Source organism: Streptomyces wuyuanensis (genome assembly GCF_900103455.1).
Taxonomy (GTDB): Bacteria; Actinomycetota; Actinomycetes; order Streptomycetales; family Streptomycetaceae; genus Streptomyces; species Streptomyces wuyuanensis.
In genome coordinates this window covers 144,425-163,478 of record NZ_FNHI01000020.1, presented here as the reverse complement: position 1 = coordinate 163,478, position 19,054 = coordinate 144,425, and the positions used below count along the sequence as shown (strand labels likewise).

General features: G+C 70.9%; 12 protein-coding genes and 1 pseudogene. 2 read left to right on the top strand and 11 right to left on the bottom strand.

Annotated features, from left to right (window positions below; genetic code table 11):
• Positions 1 to 16: 16 nt before the first annotated feature.
• Positions 17 to 781: a transposase family protein gene (locus BLT82_RS26560; RefSeq protein ID WP_093654803.1), complete on the bottom strand. Its 765-nt coding sequence runs from the start codon at positions 779 to 781 to the stop codon at positions 17 to 19.
• Between the two features lie 578 nt (positions 782 to 1,359).
• Between BLT82_RS26560 and BLT82_RS26555 the strand changes: the two genes are divergently transcribed.
• A complete protein-coding gene (locus BLT82_RS26555) occupies positions 1,360 to 2,154 on the top strand; it encodes an alpha/beta fold hydrolase (RefSeq protein ID WP_244529627.1) in 795 nt (264 codons plus the stop codon).
• 302 nt (positions 2,155 to 2,456) lie between these two features.
• Here BLT82_RS26555 and BLT82_RS26550 read toward each other — a convergent pair whose 3' ends face one another.
• The 3 genes from BLT82_RS26550 to BLT82_RS26540 all read right to left on the bottom strand — a co-directional run bounded on the left by BLT82_RS26550 (position 2,457) and on the right by BLT82_RS26540 (position 4,696).
• The gene (locus BLT82_RS26550; RefSeq protein WP_093659204.1) at positions 2,457 to 3,068 is read right to left on the bottom strand and encodes a YceI family protein; all 612 of its coding nucleotides are present in this window, start codon (positions 3,066 to 3,068) and stop codon (positions 2,457 to 2,459) included.
• Positions 3,069 to 3,283: 215 nt separating this feature from the next.
• Positions 3,284 to 4,030: an SDR family oxidoreductase gene (locus BLT82_RS26545; protein ID WP_093659202.1), complete on the bottom strand. Its 747-nt coding sequence runs from the start codon at positions 4,028 to 4,030 to the stop codon at positions 3,284 to 3,286.
• Between the two features lie 267 nt (positions 4,031 to 4,297).
• Complete coding sequence (locus BLT82_RS26540) at positions 4,298 to 4,696, bottom strand: OsmC family protein (RefSeq protein ID WP_093659200.1); 399 nt, start codon at positions 4,694 to 4,696, stop codon at positions 4,298 to 4,300.
• 253 nt (positions 4,697 to 4,949) lie between these two features.
• Between BLT82_RS26540 and BLT82_RS26535 the strand changes: the two genes are divergently transcribed.
• The gene (locus BLT82_RS26535; protein WP_244529625.1) at positions 4,950 to 5,672 is read left to right on the top strand and encodes a DinB family protein; all 723 of its coding nucleotides are present in this window, start codon (positions 4,950 to 4,952) and stop codon (positions 5,670 to 5,672) included.
• A gap of 195 nt (positions 5,673 to 5,867) precedes the next feature.
• Here BLT82_RS26535 and BLT82_RS26530 read toward each other — a convergent pair.
• The 7 genes and pseudogenes from BLT82_RS26530 to BLT82_RS26495 all read right to left on the bottom strand — a co-directional run.
• Positions 5,868 to 7,037 (bottom strand): annotated as a pseudogene (locus BLT82_RS26530) (2-oxo acid dehydrogenase subunit E2); the annotation flags it as partial.
• Between the two features lie 116 nt (positions 7,038 to 7,153).
• On the bottom strand, positions 7,154 to 9,841 hold the full coding sequence (aceE, locus tag BLT82_RS26525; RefSeq protein ID WP_093659194.1) for a pyruvate dehydrogenase (acetyl-transferring), homodimeric type: 2,688 nt from the start codon (positions 9,839 to 9,841) through the stop codon (positions 7,154 to 7,156).
• A 650-nt stretch (positions 9,842 to 10,491) separates the two neighbouring features.
• A complete protein-coding gene (locus tag BLT82_RS26520; RefSeq protein ID WP_093659192.1) occupies positions 10,492 to 12,000 on the bottom strand; it encodes a DUF4246 domain-containing protein in 1,509 nt (502 codons plus the stop codon).
• 245 nt (positions 12,001 to 12,245) lie between these two features.
• Positions 12,246 to 13,943: an allophanate hydrolase gene (locus tag BLT82_RS26510; RefSeq protein WP_093659188.1), complete on the bottom strand. Its 1,698-nt coding sequence runs from the start codon at positions 13,941 to 13,943 to the stop codon at positions 12,246 to 12,248.
• On the bottom strand, positions 13,940 to 17,527 hold the full coding sequence (gene uca, locus BLT82_RS26505; protein ID WP_093659186.1) for an urea carboxylase: 3,588 nt from the start codon (positions 17,525 to 17,527) through the stop codon (positions 13,940 to 13,942). Before uca ends, BLT82_RS26510 begins: the two co-directional genes overlap by 4 nt.
• Positions 17,524 to 18,177: an urea amidolyase associated protein UAAP2 gene (locus tag BLT82_RS26500; RefSeq protein WP_093659184.1), complete on the bottom strand. Its 654-nt coding sequence runs from the start codon at positions 18,175 to 18,177 to the stop codon at positions 17,524 to 17,526. The genes uca and BLT82_RS26500 overlap by 4 nt, the downstream gene beginning before the upstream one ends.
• The gene (locus tag BLT82_RS26495; protein ID WP_244529623.1) at positions 18,174 to 19,028 is read right to left on the bottom strand and encodes an urea amidolyase associated protein UAAP1; all 855 of its coding nucleotides are present in this window, start codon (positions 19,026 to 19,028) and stop codon (positions 18,174 to 18,176) included. Before BLT82_RS26495 ends, BLT82_RS26500 begins: the two co-directional genes overlap by 4 nt.
• Positions 19,029 to 19,054 lie beyond the last annotated feature (26 nt).

The following is a 19,054-nucleotide window of genomic DNA, read 5'->3' as shown; positions in this document are numbered from 1 at the left end:
TGAGCCTTTTCCATCCTCACTCTGAGCTGGCCAGATGCAGGGCGAGGACGGCCCGGACGAGGCTGGTGACGCGGGCGGTCGAGCACCGGAGCTTGCGGAGGAGCCGCCAGGATTTGAGGGTGGCCATGGCCTGCTCGACGAGTGCGCGAATCTTCGCGTGGGACCGGTTGACGGCCTGCTGACCGGTGGAAAGGGTTTCCCAGCGGCCCCAGTAGGGGGTGCGAACGGTCCCGCTGGCACCCCGATATGCCTTGTCCGCCCAGCACTTGATGTCGGCTGCGGCAAGGGCGTCGACGATGCCGTGCTCGCGGGCCGCGCGGACATCGTGGACGGCGCCGGGCAGGGCCGGCGAGGCCCACAGCAGCCGGCCGAAGGGATCCGTGAGGACCTGCAGGTTCATCCCGTGTTTCTTGTGTTTCCCGGAGTAGAAGGGCCGGTCCGCGGCGATGCGGTCGGTCGGCAGGAGTGTGCCGTCGAGGATCACGAACGCCTTCGTCGACGCGACCCGGATCGCGTCGGCCAGGGTGGGCGCGAGGCCTGCCAGGAGTTCGACAGCCTCGGTGGCATACCGGTAGGCGGTCGTGGTTCCGATACCGAATCCGGCCGCGAGCTGGGCATACGTGTTTCCCATCCGCAGGTGGGCGAGTGCGAGCAGGGCCTGGCGGCCGGGGTTCAGACGCCTCCAGCGGGAGCCGATCGCGCGACGGTGCTGCCGCAGACGGGCGGACAGAAAGCGCAGGGCAGAGCTGGACACGTCGACGCCCGAAGGGTAGACAAGCATGCGAAGCCTCTGGTGGAGACGGTTCTCTTGGTCGAAAACCCATCTACCAGGGGCTTCACCACGTTGTCATCCCAACTGGCTCGCTGCTGCCACAAGTTGGAAAGGGCTCAGTGGCAGCGGCCGCCAGTTCGGGACGCGCACTACCTCGGGAAGGTCCACAGACTGCCCGAGTCATCCCTTCACGGAAATGCCGGGTCACGAAGATTCTTGCATGGGCCGTGTCACATCCTCCGCGGGTTTCCTGTCATAGGGGTGAAAGCAGCAAACAGGCCTGTTGACCCCAGGAGCACAGACGTGAACAAGCCGGTTCTCGAGCCTGCGGCCCAGAAGTTCGCGGAGGCCACGGCCAGTCCGCCGTTCCCGTACGAGTGGTGTCCCGAACACGCTCGCAAGGCCGCAAAGGCTTACTGAGGCCGGCAACGGCTCTCGCACGAAAGGCATTCCAGTGCCGTGCGCAGCCCGTTTCATTCGTGTTCCGATTCCTCGTGGGTCAGTGATCGCCGAACCGACAACCGACCAGAAAGGTCTCCGACATGAGGAATTCCCTCCCCCGACGTGCCCGTACTCCGCTGACCCTCATGGCCACGGCAACCGTCGCCGCGGCTCTTCTCGCCACGACGGTCGCCCCCGCGAACGCGGGCAACGCGACCTCGTCGCAAGGCCGTAAGCCGACCGTGGTCCTCGTCCACGGAGCCTTCGCCGATTCCACCAGCTGGAACGGCGTCGTGAAGAAGTTGAAGCGGGACGGCTACCCGGTCGTGGCGGCCGCCAACCCCCTGCGCGGGCTCAGCAGCGACGCCGCCTACCTCAAGGAGCTCCTTGCCGGCATCGACGGGCCCGTCGTGCTCGCCGGCCACTCCTACGGCGGAGCCGTGATCACCAACGCCGCCCGGGGCGCCGACAACGTCAAGGCGCTGGTGTACATCGCGGCCTTCATGCCGGACCAGGGGGAGAGCGCGCTCGACCTCGCGCAGAAGTTCCCCGGCAGCTCGCTCGGCGAGGCCCTGTACTCCGTCCCGGTCACACTGCCCGACGGTTCCCAGGGGCAGGACTTCTACATCGAACACGCCAAGTTCCACCACCAGTTCGCCGATGATGTCGAGGAGAACACCGCCGAGCTCATGGCGGTCACCCAGCGGCCCGTGACCGGCGCGGCTCTGGGGGAGCCTTCCTCCGCGCCCGCGTGGAAGACCATCCCGTCCTGGGCGCTGGTGGCCACCGGGGACCGCAACATCCCTCGCAAGACCCAGAACTACATGGCCGAGCGCGCCAACGCCCGCACCGTGGAGGTCCGGGCATCGCACGCCGTCAGTGTCTCGCACCCCGACGAGGTCTCCCGGATCATCCGGGAGGCGGCGCGGTCCGCACGCTGATCCGCGCAACTCGACGGCGGGGTGGCTCCGTGCCACCCCGCCGTCTCGTCGTGCGCAGCCGGAGGCCCTGATCCGCGTTCGCCACCGATCCCTCACGGGCGGCACGGGTTGTGGCACCGCGGGCGTCGACCTGGGGCGGTCGTACTGGTGTGGTGGCGCAAGAACGTCGATTTCGGGCCGCGGACCCGCGCTGCTCCGCCGCCATGCCCCGATGCCGTGCAGGGACGAGGGGAACGGGGAGGAAGGACGGCCGGCACGTCGGGGCGCCAGTGAGGGGCAGCGGGACATGCCGGCGAGCGCCGTCAGCCGGTCTGCGCCCGGTCGAGTCGAACCGCCGATATCCCGAGGGTCAGCCTCACCGTGTCGCTCAGCAGGACACCCCCCGTCTCGAGGGCGGTGTTCCAGGTGAGGCCCCAGTCCGAGCGCCGAAGGGTGGCCGAGCCCTCGAAACCGACACGGTGCTTCCCATTGAGGTCCCGGCCGGCCCCGCCGAACCGGAGGTCGATGCCGACGGGCAGTTCCACACCCTTGATCATCAACTCGCCGGAGACACGGAAACGGTCGTCACCGGTGTGGACGATCCCGCTGGAGCGGAAGGTCATCAGCGGGTACAGCGCACAGTCCAGGAAGTCAGGTCCGACGACATGTGCGTCCCGGTCCAGCACACTCGTGTCCAGGCTGTCGGTCCGGACGCTCACATAGGCCTGTGACCGCGTGGGATGGGATCCGTCGAGCCTGAGGAGCCCCTCGAAGTCGGTGAACCTCCCGCGCACGTTCGTGATCATGGCGTGGCGGACGGACAGGCCGATCGTGCTGTGGGCTGGGTCGACGGTGTAGATACCGGTCAGCGCCTTGTGCGGCCGGGGCCGGGGCCGGGGCCGGGGCAGAGTGGGTTCCCGTCGGTTCTTGGGCATGGCGAGACGATCTTTTCGTGCTGTGGATGTGAGCTGGACGGTGCCCTTCCGGGCAAGGGACCCACCGGTGGCCCGGGTTCCCGCTCGCTCTGAAGCCGGGCCGTCCTGGGCGCCGCCCGCCGGACGCACCGGGACCCGCCGTGCGAAAGGGTGCACAGCGGGTTCCGGGTGTGGGCACGGCGGTGGCCTGCCCACGGGGCCGGCCACCCCGGGGCCTACTGCCTCCGCGCGAGCCAGTCGGCGAAGCGGGTCTCGGCGACGTTCGCGTCGGGGCCGGGCAGGAGGCTGCTCTCCTCCAGCTCGGAACCGAAGTACCGGGCGTGCGGGTCGGCGACGACCGTGCGGGGGTCGTCGTCGGCGGCGAGGCCCCGGCGGATGAACTCGTCGAACGGGAACGCCTCGGGACCGCAGACCTCGACCACGCCGTTGACGGGCGTGCCGACCGCGGTGCGTCCCAGCTGGGCGGCCACGTCGTCGGAGTACATGGGCTGGATCTTCGCGTCGGGCACACGTACGACGTCGCCCTCGGTCGACGCGTCGGCGATGCCCTTCGCGAACTCGAAGAACTGCGTGGCGTGGACGATGGAGTACGGGATCCCCGACGTCTTGATCAGCTCCTCCTGCGCCAGCTTGGCGCGGAAGTAGGCGTTCTCCTCGAGCCGTTCCGTGCCGACGATGGAGAGCGCGACGTGGTGGGCCACACCGGCGTCCGCCTCCGCCTTCAGGAGATTGGTGGTCGAGGTGCGGAAGAAGTCCATGACGGCCTTCTCCTCGAACGAGGGCGAGTTGGAGACGTCGACGACGACCGCAGCACCCTGCAGAACCTCGGCCAGGCCCTCACCGGTCAGGGTGTTGACGCCGGTGTTGGGCGCGGCCGGCACCGCCTCGTGGCCGTGTTCCTTGAGCTTGCCGACCAGCTTCGAGCCGATCAGGCCGGTTCCGCCGATGACGACGACCTTCATGATGGGGATCCTCCCAGTGGTACTAGGCGGGCGGGCACGACGAGACGCGCTGCTCGCCCGCGCGGGTCAGTGGAGCCTTTTCAGGGATGACCGGACGCTTCCCGTATTTGTGACAGCGCGCCCGGTGGGCGAAGGTGTGTGCGGCTGCCGCTCCCGGAGCCCCGAGATCGGCCCGGAGCCCCGTCTACCGGCAGGAGCCCCCGAGATCGGCCCGGAGCCCCGTCTACCGGCAGGAGCCCCCGAGATCGGCCCGGAGGCGTCCCCCGGTCACCGGCGGGCCGCCGCCACCACGGTGGGTACGGTGGTCACCGAGACGTCCCCGGTGAGCAGGCGATGCACCGGACAGCGTCCGGCGACCGTCAGCAGTCTTTCCACCTGGGCGGGTTCGAGGTCGCCGACGAGCCTGATGTTCTTGACGATCTGACCCTGCGGCTCGAAGTGCACGTCCACATCGACGTGGTGGAGTTGCCACCCGTGCCGGTCCGCGAAGGCGCGGACCGCCATGGACGTGCACGACCCGAGCGCGGCCAGCAGCAGTTCACCGGGAGTGGGTCCCGTATCCGCGCTGATGGGTTCTGGCTCGTCCGCGGTCATGCCGTGCGGCCCGATCGCGATGGTGCGGGCGAGACGTCGGCCCTCGCGGACTGACACGGTGCGTCCGGACACAGGTCCGCCTCTCTGCGGAAGGTGGGGTTGCATCGACCCCGTCCGGTGACGCCGGAGGGGCCGGCGAGCTCGGGCGGGATGCAGTACCCCGTCGGTCACCAGTAAGACAGCGGTGCCCACGCGCGTGTGACAGCCGTCCGTGCCTACGCTCATGCCGCCGCTGGCGAGTAATTCGGTCGCGGTCCGTGAGGCGGGCCGTTAACTTCGGCCTGACACGATGAGTTGCGGGGTGCGACCCACAAGGGAGCCGGGTGTGGAGACTGCTGACGGTACGCGGACCGACCGTTTGGGCCTGCTGCTGGAACAGTTCGATCAGGCCAGGGAGATGGCCCGGGTGCGGCTGGAGGGCCTCGGTGACGAGGAGTACCTGTGGGAGCCCGTACCCGGTTCATGGTCGCTCCGCCGCCGGGGCGAGGCAGTGACGCCCAGGGCGTACGGACCGGGAGAGTGGCTGCTCGACAAGGGCGCCCCGGACATCCCGGCGAGTGAGTACGCCGAGGTCGCCCGACAGGCCGCCGACGGCATGACGATCGCCAAGATCGCCGAGGACTGGCACGTGACGGTCGAGCGGGTCGAGCAGGTCCTCGCGCACACCGGTGCGCCGGAGCCCGACAACACACCCGTCACCACCATCGCATGGCGGCTGGGGCATCTGCATTCCTGCTTCGCGGGCCAGTGGGAGTGGACGTTCGGCGAACGGCGGCAGGAGCCGAATCTGCTGGTCGACTTCACCCCCCGCGCCGCACTGGCGGTCGAGCGGCTCTGGGAGACGATCGACCGCTGGCGCGACAGCGTCGCCGCCCTCACCGACGAGCAGCTCGACACGGTCGGCTTCTCGCAGTACCCCTACGGCTCCGATCCCGACGACCCGTACATCAGCGTGGTGGCCGGGGCCAATCTCGAATTCATCCACCACATGGCCGAGATCGCGCTGCTCCGCGATCTGTGGCGCGCCGGCTTCGCCCCTCACGGGTAGGTCCGGGCCGCCGCCCGGGCGTTCGAGTGCGGTGCCGAGCCACACGCACCGGTGCGTCCCACCGTGCGCCCGCTGTCCCACCGTGTGCCGCGCCCGCCTCGCGAGCGCGGCACCGGAGACGGGACCGCGGCCGGTACACGGGGCTTTCGCCCCTGCCGAGCGCGGTCGCGGCGCAGGATGAGCTCGACGACGCCCTCAGGAGTCCGCGTCGAGGGGCAGATCACCGGCGAAGGCGGCGGATTCCAGGATCGTCCTGACGGCGGTGAGATAGCGGGCAGCGTCCGCTCCGTCCACCAGTCGGTGATCGTAGGACAACGACAGGTGCACCATGTCGCGGATGCCGATGACCGCCTCTCCCGCCACTTCGACGACAGCCGGCTTCTTGACCGTGGCACCGATGCCCAGGATCGCGACCTGGTTCGGCGGAACGACGACCGTGTCGAACAGGGCCCCGCGGGAACCGGTGTTGGAGATCGTGAAGGTCGCGCCCGCCACGTCGTCCGGGGTGAGGCCGCCGCGGCGGGCCTTGTCGGCCAGCTCGACGGTCCTCCGCGCGATGCCTGCGATGCCCAGGTCGCCCGCGCCCTTGATGACCGGGGTCATGAGCCCCTTCGCGGTGTCCACCGCGATGCCGACGTTCTCCACGTCGAAGTAGGTGATGGTGCCCTCGCCCTCGTTGATCCGGGCGTTGAGGACGGGGTGCGCCTTCAGGGCCTGGACTGCCGCGCTGACGAAGAACGGCATCGGGGACAACTTGATGCCTTCGCGGGCCGCGAAGGCATCCTTCGCCCGAGCGCGCAGCCGCATCAGCCTGGTGACATCGACCTCGATGAAGGTCGTCAGCTGAGCCTGCTCGTGCAGGGCCTTCATCATGCTGTCGCCGATGACCTTGCGGATGCGGGTCATCCCGACCGTCCGGCCGCGCAGCGACGACGCGTCCGCAGGTGTCGGCGGCTGGGGCTCCGGCACGGCGAACGTGGGTACGGGCGGGGTCGTGCGTGCGTCTCCGGCCGGGTTGCCATCGGGGACGGGACCGGTGAGGGCCGCAACCGGCGTGGGCGTGGGCTCTGCGGCCGGTGCCGGCGGCTCGGTGGCGACCTCACGTACTGACGGCGTGGGTTCCACGGCCGGGGCTCCGGCACCGTCGTCGATGACCGCCAGCTCATCGCCGATCCCCGCGTTCTCCTCCTCGGCCACCGTGATGGAGGCCAGTACGCCGGTCGCGGGGGACGGGATCTCGGTGTCCACCTTGTCGGTGGAGACCTCGAGCAGTGGTTCGTCCACCTGGACCGTGTCGCCGACCTGTTTCAGCCAGCGGGTGACGGTGCCCTCGGTGACGCTCTCGCCGAGGGACGGCAGGGTTACGGAAACAGCCATGGGTTCGATCGCTCCTCGCGAATCCGCAGGGCGCCGCGGCACCCTTCTTCCTTCCCGGGGCCTGCGGTTCGCAGGTTCGGTTCCGGTACGCCGTGGGCCCGGGGTCAACCCTGGCGACCGTGGTGGTCGCGCGCCTGCGCGACCGTTTCCGGGTCGACCGCTCCGGCCCGGGCGAGCTGGTCCAGGGCCGCCAGGGCGATCGACTCGGCGTCCACGCGGAAGTAGCGGCGTACCGCCTCCCGGGTGTCCGAAAGGCCGAACCCGTCCGTGCCCAGGGACGAGTAGTCCTGCTCGACCCACTGGCTGATCTGGTCGGGCACCTGCCGCATCCAGTCGCTCACGGCCAGCACCGGCCCCGGTGCGTCCGCCAGCGCGCGGGTGACGTACGGGACGCGCGGCTCGCCGCGCAGCCGCGCCTCGTCGGCGTCGAGCGCGTCACGGCGCAGTTCGGTCCAGGAGGTCACCGACCACACGTCGGCCTGAACGCCCCAGCGCTCCTGGAGGAGGTCCTGCGCCTCCAGCGCCCAGTGGATGGCCGTGCCGGAGGCCAGCAGCTGGATCCGCGGACCGGTGCCGCCGGGCCTCGCCTGCCGGTACTGGTACATCCCGCGCAGGATTCCCTCTTCTACCGAGGGCCCGGAGGGCATGGGCGGCTGCTGCTTCGACTCGTTGTACACCGTCAGGTAGTAGAAGACGTCCTCGGGCTGCTCGCCGTACATCCGCCTCAGCCCCTCCCTGACGATCACCGCGATCTCGTAGGCGAAGGCAGGGTCGTAGCTCACCGCCGCCGGATTGGTCGAGGCCAGGAGGTGGGAATGGCCGTCGGCGTGCTGAAGGCCCTCTCCGGTCATCGTCGTACGCCCGGCCGTGGCCCCGATGACGAACCCGCGCCCCAGCTGGTCGGCGAGGGCCCAGAACTGGTCACCGGTGCGCTGGAACCCGAACATGGCGTAGAAGATGTAGAAGGGGATCATGGGCTCGCCGTGCGTGGCGTACGAGGTCGCCGCGGCGGTGAACTCGGCCACGGAGCCGGCCTCGGTGATGCCCTCGTCGATCAGCTGGCCGTTCTTGGCTTCCCGGTAGTGCAGCAGCTGGTCCGCGTCGACCGGTTCGTAGTTCTGGCCGTCCGGTGAGTAGATCCCGGCCGTCGGGAAGAGCGACTCCATGCCGAACGTACGGGCTTCGTCGGGGATGATCGGCACCCAGCGTCTGCCCGTCTCCCCGTCGCGCATGAGGTCCTTCACCAGGCGGACGAGCGCCATGGTGGTGGCCACCTCCTGCTTGCCGAACCCCTTCTGCAGGGCCTCGAAGGGACGCGACGGCGGCTGGGCCAGGGGCTTGGCGACCACCCTCCGGACCGGGGCCGGGCCGCCCAGAGCGGCCCGCCGCTCGCGCAGGTAGCGCACCTCGGGCGAGTCTTCGCCGGGGTGCCAGTACGGCACCACGTCCCCGCTCAGCGCGCTGTCGGGGATGGGGAGCTCCAGCACGTCGCGCATGTGGCGGAACTGCGCCATGGTCAGCTTCTTCATCTGGTGGTTGGCGTTGCGCGACTCGAACTCCGGCCCCAGCGTGTGCCCCTTCACGGTCTGGGCGAGGACGACGGTCGGCGCGCCGCGGTGCTCCGTCGCCGCCCGGTACGCGGCGTAGACCTTGAGCGGCTCGTGCCCGCCGCGTGAGTTCCCGAACAGTTCGGTGAGCTGCGTGTCGCTCAGCCCGGCGGCGATGCCGGACAGGGCGTCGCCGGTGAAGAAGTGCTTGCGCAGGTAGGCGGCGTCCCGGGCCGCGTACGTCTGCATCTGGGCGTCGGGCACCTCACCGAGGCGGCGGACGAGGGCGCCGTCGGCGTCCTGCCGGAGGACGGGGTCCCAGGCCTCGCCCCAGAGCGACTTCACGACGTGCCATCCCGCTCCGCGGAAGCGGGCCTCGAGCTCCTGAACGATCTTGGAATTGGACCGTACCGGACCGTCCAGGCGCTGCAGGTTGCAGTTGACGACGAAGGTGAGGTTGTCGAGCCCCTCACGGGCGGCGAGCGTCAGCGCGGCCGTCGCCTCGGGCTCGTCGGTCTCCCCATCGCCGAGGAAGGCCCACACATGCGATCCGGACGTGTCCTTGATACCGCGGTCGTGCAGGTAGCGGTTGAAACGGGCCTGGTAGACGGCGGCGAGGGGGCCGAGGCCCATGGAAACCGTGGGGAACTCCCACAGCCACGGCAGACGCCTGGGGTGGGGGTAGGACGGCAGCCCGTTGCCGTCCGCCTCGCGCCGGAATCCGTCGAGCCGGTCCTCTCCCAGGCGGCCTTCCAGGAAGAGGCGGGCGTAGATGCCCGGCGACGCGTGCCCCTGGAGGAACAGCTGATCGCCCGAACCGTCCTGGTCCTTGCCCTTGAAGAAGTGGTTGAACCCGATCTCGTACAGCCATGCCGCCGACGCGTAGGTGGAGATGTGGCCACCGAGGCCCAGGTGGGAGCCGCGGGTCACCATCGCCGCCGCGTTCCACCGGTTGAGCGCGGTGATCCGGGACTCCATCGCGATGTCGCCGGGAAAGGCGGGCTGGGCGGACGCCGGAATCGTGTTGATGTAGTGCGAGGAAAGAAGTCCCGGCAGGACTATCCCGGAGCGGGTCGCGTGCTCGTGCACTCGTCGCAGCAGGTACGCCGCCCGGTCCTGCCCCGCGTGCTTCATGACGGCGTCCAGCGAGGCCTGCCACTCCGCGGTCTCCTCGGCGTCGCGGTCGGGAAGCTGGTCGAGCTCACTCGTCATGGATGACGGCGTGGGACGTGCCGGATCAGTCATGGCAGCCTTCCAGTGAATGCGGGGTGGCGGGAACGACGACCGCGCGCACGTACTCGTTTCCGGCGCCGGTCGACTGGTCGGCTTCTCCGTGACGGCGAAGCCGGCCACTCACCATCTACGACCGTGCCGGTTCCGGTGTTGTGACATCGCTCGGTGGTGGCCGTCGTCACAGTCACCCGCCGCCGACACTGTGAAAGCGTCGTTACTCTGATCCCGGGCGGGCCGGGCCTCAGCCCTCGCACCGCATGCGAAGGCGCCCGGCGGGCATCCTGCCCGCGGGGCGCCGATCTCTCTCCGTGCCCGGAGGAACACCTGCCGACCCCGAAGGATGTGGTGCCCCGGTCCGGGATCCGGGCGCGGCAGCGCGGCCATGTCGCCCCACGTCCCCCTCGGCAGGTGCCGTGGCCGTACACGCTCTGCCAGGCGTGGCACTCCGGCGACGGATCACGCCACGCCCCGCACCGTGATCATCACAGGGTGAGGAAGGAACCGGAACCCGACCCGAAACCTGTCCTGTGGCCGGCGGGCACGAGAGCTCTGGGTGAGCCCTGTTGCGCCGTGGGTAGTCACACCGCCGCCCATCCGGGAGTGGGTGGCGTCATCCAGGCCGTCTCACCCTCCGGGCCTGGACGTATGGAGATGAACGAGGTTCAGTGCTCGCAGAGGGAGAACTCTCGTTCGTAGAGCTGGTCGTTGTGTTCGGCCACGAAGAACTTGCGTTCCTGCATGAGTTGTTCACGGTAGGTCTTCGCCTGTTCGAGCGTCATGGTCGAGGTGTCGGACCATGGCTGCTGCGGTGGCACATCGGAGGTCGAGACGATCCTTTCCGACGGGTCGACCAGGAAGAACGCGAGAATTTTGCGGTGTCCCGGACGGGTGGTGTCCGTGAGGCGGAACGGTCCGACGCGGTGTTGCAGGATGTTCGGGAACGCCAGGCAGCGGCCCGCTGGGGTCGAGGCCGATCCCAGGACCTGGTTCAGTGCGTCTTCGTCCTCCAGTCCGTACACCTCGCGCAGACCGTTGTCATCGTTCTGTTCGTAGTTCGGGTCATCGATGGCAGCCCGGAAACTCAGCCGGCTTTCGGTGATGTTCTCGCTGTCCCAGTAGTAGATGCCGGTCGAGACGATCCGCTCGTTCATCATTCCCTCGACGTGCCAGGAACCGCCGCTGTACTCCGGCTTGTCCGGGGTGAGGTGGATGGTGGCGAGCTTGACGATGACCTGGAGGCGGCGGCCGCGCAGGTCGACTCGGGCGGATGCGTCGGGCAACTCGGGCGGGGTGAAGGCGGGGGCGTCCGGGATGACCGGGCGGCGGTTCTCCCACCAGTCGTCATGGGCCTGTTCCCACGCACGAAGGGCTTCTGCGTGGGCCTCGTCGTCACTGTAGGAGGATTTGACCGGATACTCCGGCTCCGAGTCGTACCACCCGTAGGGATCGGCCTCGATCCGCAGGGGCCGGGGGTGGCGCAGATCGGTGAGCACGTTCTCCAGCAGCGGGCGCAGGCGTGCGAACAAGTCCTCCAGCACGGAGACCAGTTCGCCGTGAACCTCGGGGTGGACGTTGTTCACGTACGAGCGGAAGGCGACATCTCCGTCGTCACTGATGTCGACGTCCGTGGGCAGCCACTGGAATTTCTCCGAGAACTCGTACGTGGAGTAGGGGTCCGTCGGGTTCTGCCAAGCCCGATCGGGGGCGCCACTCACCTCTCTCACCAGGCAGAACAGTGAGGGATGAACCAGATCCAGTACCTGGCCGTCGGATCCCGGGTGCCAGTCCTTTTCTGTTTCGGGGATCTGTTCCAGAATCTGAACCGTCTCGCGCAGCCGGGATCCGAGCTCGTCGTCGACCAGTGTGTCCGACTGCCACACCCCGTCGACGACGGAAACCTCGACACCGGATCGTCCGTCCCGCAGTGCGGCGTAATGGACGAGTTCGGCGAGCACGTAGCGAACCTGCGCTTCGGTGAGACCCTGGGCGACCGCTTCCTGTGTCCACCGGGCGACGACGTCGGCATCGTTCATCTTGTCGAACCAGCCCGGCTTGGACCGAATGTGGGAGCTGCACTGCATCATCTGAAGTTCCCGCAGCGTTCGGGGTGTCGCGAACGATATGGAACGGGAAGTGTGAAAGGGCAGCGGGAAAGCAGACAGGCCAGTCAATTCTCTTGGTCCTCAAGTCGGTGTGCGGTGGCCGGAAGGATACTTCAGCGGACTGACACCGCCGCCGTGGTCCCCGTCATGCCTCATCGCGTCCAGGCTGAACGAGAACACCGCGGGCTCGGGCGGCGCCCTCACCGTCGATGGAGGGTCCGCCACGGTCGGCGCGAGCCTGATCGACCACAACGCCGCCTCGGACGCCGCCGGCCCCTTCGTCACCAACGGGGTGGTGGACGTCGTCAGGAGCATCATCCGGCCGCGCGGCAATCTGTCGGGTGGTCGTGCCCGCGTACGCCGAGGAGCTGGGCGGCGAGCGCCGGGCGCCAGCCGCCGTGCGCGGTGATCTCACGGGCGCCGTCGAGGGCCTCGGGCTCGCAGAGGAAGCCGGGTACGGAGGTGCCGTCCGCGAGTTCCACGCAGCCGAGGGCCATCGGGCGGGGGAGGGCGGCGACCAGCGCGCCCAGCCCCTCGGCGGGGAGCCGCCACACCTCGGCCTCGATCGCCGCGCCGCCTTCGCGGACCCGGACCAGACCGGGCTTCGGGGGCGTCGTGTCCAGCACGTACAGCTGGTACGCGGGCGCCGTCGCCGTCGTGCGGACGAACCGGCCGCCGAGGGCGAGCAGCTGTCCGTTGAGGGGCTGCCCGGAGAGGTGCGCGCCCACCACCGCCAGGTGCAGGGGCGGAGCCGTGAGCAGCCCGGTGATCCGGGCGAGCCGTTCGTCGGTGTGGGCCGGCCCGACCAACATGACGCCGAACGGCCGACCCGCCACCTCGCCTGCCGGGACGGCGGCCGCCGCGAGGCCGAACAGGTTCGTGGAGTTGGTGAAGCGTCCCAGCCGGGCGTTCGCGCCCAGAGGGTCGGCCGCGACCTCCGCGACGGTCGGGTGTCCGGGTGTGGTCGGCAGGAGCAGCGCGTCCGCTTCGCCGAGGGAGGCCAGCGCGCGGGCCCGGAGGGCGGCGAGCCTCTCCCGGTCCGCGTACAGGCGATGGGCCGGGACGTCGCGTGCCCCGGAGACGATCCCGGCCACCGTCGGATCGAGGCCCGGGTCGCCCGCGTGTTCGTCGACGAAGGCGCCGACGGCCGAGTAGCGCTCGGCGACGAACGCCCCGTCGTACAGCATGGCCGCCGCTTCGGTGAAGGGCTCCAGGTCCACGGACAGGAGCTCCGCGCCCGCGTCTGCCAGCCGGGCGGCGGCCGCCTCGAACGCCTCCGCCCAGCCCCCGTCCGTCTCGCCGAGCTGCGGGGCGTCGGGGACCGCGATCCGCCACGGCCCCGGGCGCCGCGGCGGCGCGGTGGCGGGTTCCACCGGCGCCGCCATGAAGGACAGGGCCCTCTCGGCCTCGGGGAGGGTACGGGCGAAGACCGTGACGCAGTCGAGCGACGCGCAGGCGGGGACGACGCCCTCGGTGGGGACGAGGCCGTGGGTCGGCTTGAGGCCGACGACGCCGTTGAAGGCGGCCGGGACCCGGCCGGAACCCGCCGTGTCCGTGCCGAGGGCGAGGTCCACGAGGCCGAGGGCGACCGCGACCGCCGAACCGGAGGAGGACCCGCCGGACACGTACGCCGGGTCGACGGCGTTGCGGACCGCTCCGTACGGGCTGCGCGTGCCGACCAGACCCGTCGCGAACTGGTCCAGGTTGGTGCTGCCGAGGACCACGGAGCCGGCCGCCCGCAGGCGTGCCACCGCCGGCGCGTCGGCCTCGGGCCGGTACGCGTACGAGGGGCAGCCCGCGGTGGTCGGGAGTCCCGCGACGTCGATGTTGCCCTTCACGGCGAGGACCGTTCCGGCCAGGGGCAGACGCTCCCCGGCGGAGGTCCGCGCGTCGATCGAGGCGGCCTCCGCCTCCGCGTCCTCCTGGGGACGGAGGTCTATCCACACCTCGGGCCGGTCCGCTCGGGCGATGCGGGCGTACGCGGCCCGCACCCGTTCCAGCGCGCCGCTCATGCGGTCACCTCCACCGGCACAACGGGGGCCAGGACGACGAGGGCGGTACCGGCCTCGACCTGGCTTCCCGGCCTGATCAGGATCTCCGCGACGACGCCTTCGGCGGGGGCCGTCACGGGGGACTCCATCTTCATCGCCTCCAGGGCGACGAGCTGCTGACCCGTCGACACCCGGTCTCCGACCTCGACGTTGACCTGCCAGACGCAGGCGGTGAAGTCGGCCTCGACCAGCCGGCCGCCCTCGGGCACCTCGACCTCCCCTGTCGACGGGACGGTCTCGGCCGCCGCCTCGGCTCGGGCGAACTCGCCGGCCGTCTCCCAGGCGTCGCGCTCGGCCTGGAAGGCCGCGCTCTGCCGGGCCCGGAAGGCGGCGATCGACACGGCGTTCGCGTCGAGGAAGTCCCGGTACGCGGAGAGCGAGAAGGTGCCCTCCTCGGTCCTCGGGACGAACCGGCCGGAGACGATGTCGGCGCGCAGCTCCAGGAGTTCGTCGGCGCCGACCGGGTACCACTTGATGCGGTCGAAGAAGCGCATCAGCCAGGGCCTGCCCGCCTCGAAGGCGCCGCGCTGGCGCCAGGGCGACCACACCTGCGTCGTACGGCCGACGAATTGGTAGCCGCCAGGACCCTCCATGCCGTAGATGCACAGGTACGCGCCGCCGATGCCGACCGAGTTCGCCGCCGTCCAGGTGCGGGCCGGGTTGTACTTGGTCGTCACCAGCCGGTGCCGGGGGTCCAGCGGGGTGGCGACGGGCGCGCCGAGGTAGACGTCGCCCAGGCCGAGGACCAGGTACTCGGCGTCGAAAACGGTCCGGAAGACGTCGTCGACCGTGTCCAGGCCGTTGACGCGGCGGATGAACTCGATGTTCGACGGGCACCAGGGGGCGTCGTCGCGCACGCCCGCGACGTACCGGTCGATGGCCTCGCGGGTCGCCGGGTCGTCCCAAGACAGCGGCAGGTGCACGATCCGGCTGGGCACCACCAGGTCGTCGGTGGCGGGCAGTTCCTCCTCCACGCGCAGTACGACGTCGAGCAGGTCGCGCTGCGGCAGCACGTCCGGGTCGGTCTGGATCTGGAGCGAGCGGATGCCCGGGGTGAGGTCGAGGACGCCGGGGAGCCGGCGTGCGGCCAGCGCCTCCGCGAGCGCGTGGACGCGCATCCGCAGCGCCAGGTCGAGCTGCATCGGCCCGTACTCGACCAGGAGGTTGTCGTCGCCGCTGCGCCGGTACGTGACCGTCGGCCGGGCCCCGGTCTCCTCCAGGCGTGCGAGGACGCCTCCGTCGACGTTCGGCGGGCGGTCGGCACGGGGCGCGACCGCCGGGGTGCGGCGCAGTACGGCGGCCGTCTCCGGGGTCACCGGCACGAAGTGGACCGTGTCGCCGGGGCGGAGCTGGCCGAGCTTCCAGCGCTGCCCGGTGACCACCGTCGCCGGGCAGACGAACCCGCCGAGGGAGGGGCCGTCAGGGCCGAGGAGGACCGGCATGTCGCCGGTGTAGTCGACTGCGCCGACGGAGTACGGGGTGTCGTGGATGTTGGAGGGGTGCAGGCCCGCCTCGCCGCCGTCCGCGCGGGCCCAGCGCGGCTTGGGGCCGACGAGGCGGACGCCGGTGCGGGCCGAGTTGAAGTGGACCTTCCAGTCCGCCGCGTAGAAGTCGCGTACGTCGTCGTCGGTGAAGAACTCGGGGGCGGCGTGCGGTCCCTCGACCGCGCCGATGTGCCAGTCCGCACCGAAGGCCGGCCGGTCGTCGAGGGGGACGACGGAGGTGTCCGTACGGGCTTCGCCGCCGTGCAGGACGTCGCCGGGGCGCAGGGCGCGGCCGCCGTGCCCGCCGAATCGGCCGAGGGTGAAGGTGGCGGCGCTGCCCAGGAACTCCGGCACGTCCAGACCGCCCGCGAACAGGACGTAGGTGCGCAGGCCGTGTCCGGTGGGCGCGTCGACGGCGAGGGTCTGTCCGGCGGCGACGGTGACCGGCTCCCACTGCGGCACGGCGGCGCCGTCGACCGTCACCCGGGCCGGGGCGCCGGTGACGCAGACGGTGGTGGGGTGGGTGAACCGCAGGGAGGGGCCCTGGAGGGTGCACTCCAGACCGGGGGCGCCCTCGTCGTTGCCGAGGGCGGTGTTGCCGAGCCGGAAGGACAGGTCGTCCATCGGCCCGCCCGGAGGGACGCCGACCTGCCAGTAGCCGGTGCGGCCCGGCCAGTCCTGGACGGTCGTCAGGGTGCCGGCCGCGACGACCTCGACGCGCGGGGTCGGGTCGGTGACCGTGGCCAGCGTGGCGGTGGAGTGCGTCGCCGTGCGGACGCCGGAGTCCCTGAGGGCCGCGCGCACCAGCCCCAGATTGGTCTCGATGCCGTCGACGCGGGTCGAGGCGAGCGCCGCGTCGAGCCGGTCGAGAGCCTCGGCCCGGTCGGAGCCGTGCGCGATCACCTTGGCGAGCATGGGGTCGTAGGAGGTGGTGACTTCGGTGCCGGTCTCCACCCAGGCGTCCACGCGGACGTCCTCCGGGAAGGCGACGCGGGTCAGCAGGCCGGCGCTGGGGCGGTGGTCGCGCGAGGGGTCCTCCGCGTACAGCCGGGCCTCGACGGCGTGTCCCCGGGGCGGCGGGGGCTCGGTGACGACGGCGGTGTCGCCCTGGGCGAGGCGCAGCATCCAGGCGACGAGGTCGACGCCGTAGATCGCCTCGGTGACCGGGTGCTCGACCTGGAGGCGGGTGTTGGCCTCCAGGAAGTACGCCTCCTCGTGGGCGGCGTCGTACACGAACTCGACCGTGCCGGCGGAGCGGTAGTCCACCGACGCGCACAGGTTCCGGGCTGCCTCGGCGAGCCGGTGCCGGACGTGGTCCGGGAGGCCGGGGGCGGGGGCCTCCTCCAGGACCTTCTGGTTGCGGCGCTGGAGTGAGCAGTCGCGGTCGCCGAAGGCGACGACCTTGCCCATCCCGTCGCCGAAGACCTGCACCTCGACGTGGCGGGCCCGCTCCACGAGGCGCTCCAGGAAGACCCCGGCGGAGGAGAAGGAAGCTGCGGCGACCCGCTGCACCCGTTCCCAGGCGTCGGCGAGGCCGGCGGGTCCGTGGCACGCCTGCATGCCGATGCCGCCGCCGCCACCGGTCGCCTTGAGCATCACCGGATAGCCGATCTCGTCGGCGGCGGCGAGCGCCGCGGTCACGTCGGGGAGGAGTCCGGTGCCGGGGGCGAGCGGGACGCCCGCGGCCTCGGCGGCGGCCCTGGCGGTGTGCTTGGCGCCGAAGAGCTCCAGCTGTTCGGGGGTGGGGCCGACGAAGACGATGCCGGCGTCGGCGCAGCGGCGCGCGAAGGCGGCGTCCTCGGACAGGAAGCCGTAGCCGGGGTGGATCGCGCCGGCGCCGGTGTCCTTGGCTGCCTTCAGCACCTGATCGGCGTCGAGGTACGACTCCTTGGCCGGGGCGGGGCCGAGCCGGACGGCCTCGTCGGCCAGGCGGACGTGCTCGGTGCCCCGGTCGGGGTCGGAGTACACCGCGATGGTCCGCAGCCCGAGCGTCCGGGCGGTGCGGATGATCCGGGCGGCGATCTCGCCGCGGTTGGAGACCAGCAGGGTGTCGAAGGTCATCGGGTGCCGTCCTCGTCGCTCGCGGCGGGCTCGGTGATCGTCATGCGCACGGCCGTCGGGTCGAATCCGTTGCAGGGGTTGTTGATCTGGGGGCAGTTGGAGAGCAGGGCGAGGACGTCGGTCTCGGCGCGGAGTACGACCTTCAGGCCGGGGGCCGAGATCCCGTCGACGATGCCGAGGGTGCCGTCCTTCTCGACCGGCACGTTCATGAACCAGTTGATGTTGGAGACGAGGTCGCGCTTGCCGAGCCCGTGTCGGGCGCCCTCGGCGAGGAAGTTCTCCACGCAGGCGTGCTGCGACCAGGTGTGGTGGCCGTACCGGAGGGTGTTGGACTCCTTGGAGCAGGCTCCGCCGAGGGTGTCGTGCCGTCCGCAGGTGTCCTCGACGACGGTCATCAGCGGGGTGTGATCGTTGGAGAGCAGGACCGACCCGGTGGTCAGGAAGACGTTGCCCTGGGCCTGGATCGTGTCGGGGGCGCTGTAGCGGAGGGTGGTGTCGTGCGCGTCGTAGAGCAGGAAGTCGGCGGCCTGGTTGCCGTACAGGTCGGTGAGGGTCAGCAGCTGCCCCTTGCGGACGACGGCGGACCAGGCGGCGCGGGCGGGGACGGTGTCGTCGGAGACGACGCGGCCGGGCAGGGAGGTGGCGGTCATGCGAGCCCCCGGGCGGTGAGGTGGTCGACGGTGTTGAGGAAGGCCCGGCGCCCTTCGGGGGTGGCGTCCCACAGGGCGTCGCCCGGGGCGGTCGGGCGGGACCGGTACGCCACGACCTGGAGGTGCCCGCAGGTGTACTCGGGGCGAGGGTCCAACGGGTGCGGCACGTTGGCGAGGAGAACGGTGAGGTCCTGTTCGGCGCGGAGCGTGACGGACGCGCCGGGGCCGGCCGATCCGGTGAACCCGGTGGTGCCGTCCTCGGCGATCCGTACCCCCTGGAAGAAGGAGACGGACGGCGGGAGGTCGCGCGGAGCGAGGCCGTTCTTGAGCGCGGCGAGCGTGAACAGCTCGCGCCCCGCCGGCGAGGCGGACTGCGGGGTGCCGTCGCCGTACCGGGCGGTGTTGCGTGCGAGGCTGGAGGTGCCGGTGAGGGCGTCGTGCCGGCCGGAGGTGTCCGCGACGACGGAGGCGAGCACTCGGCCCTGGTCGGAGAGGAGCAGGTGCCCCTCGCCGAGGTAGGCGTTCCAGAGCACCTTGACGGTGTCGGCCGTGTTCAGCCGCTCCCACGGGCGGTCGGCGCTGTGGAGGAGGAGGTGCGCGCAGGCGTCGCCGGTGAGGTCGGTCAGCCGCAGCTCGGTGCCCCGGGCGAGGACCTTGTGGGTGTAGTTGCCGCCCGCCACGGTCTCGGCCCAGACGACGTCGTCCGCTCCGACGCCCGGCGGAGGTTCCGGCCAGTCGCTCGCCGGGAGGACCGGCATGGCTTCGGCCGTCGTGCCCTCCTGGGCGCGGGCGTGTTCGCGCGCGCCGTACGTCGACGCGGTCGTGGGCGATGGAGCTGAGGGTGTCCCCATGGCTCGGCCTCCGGTCCGGGATCAAT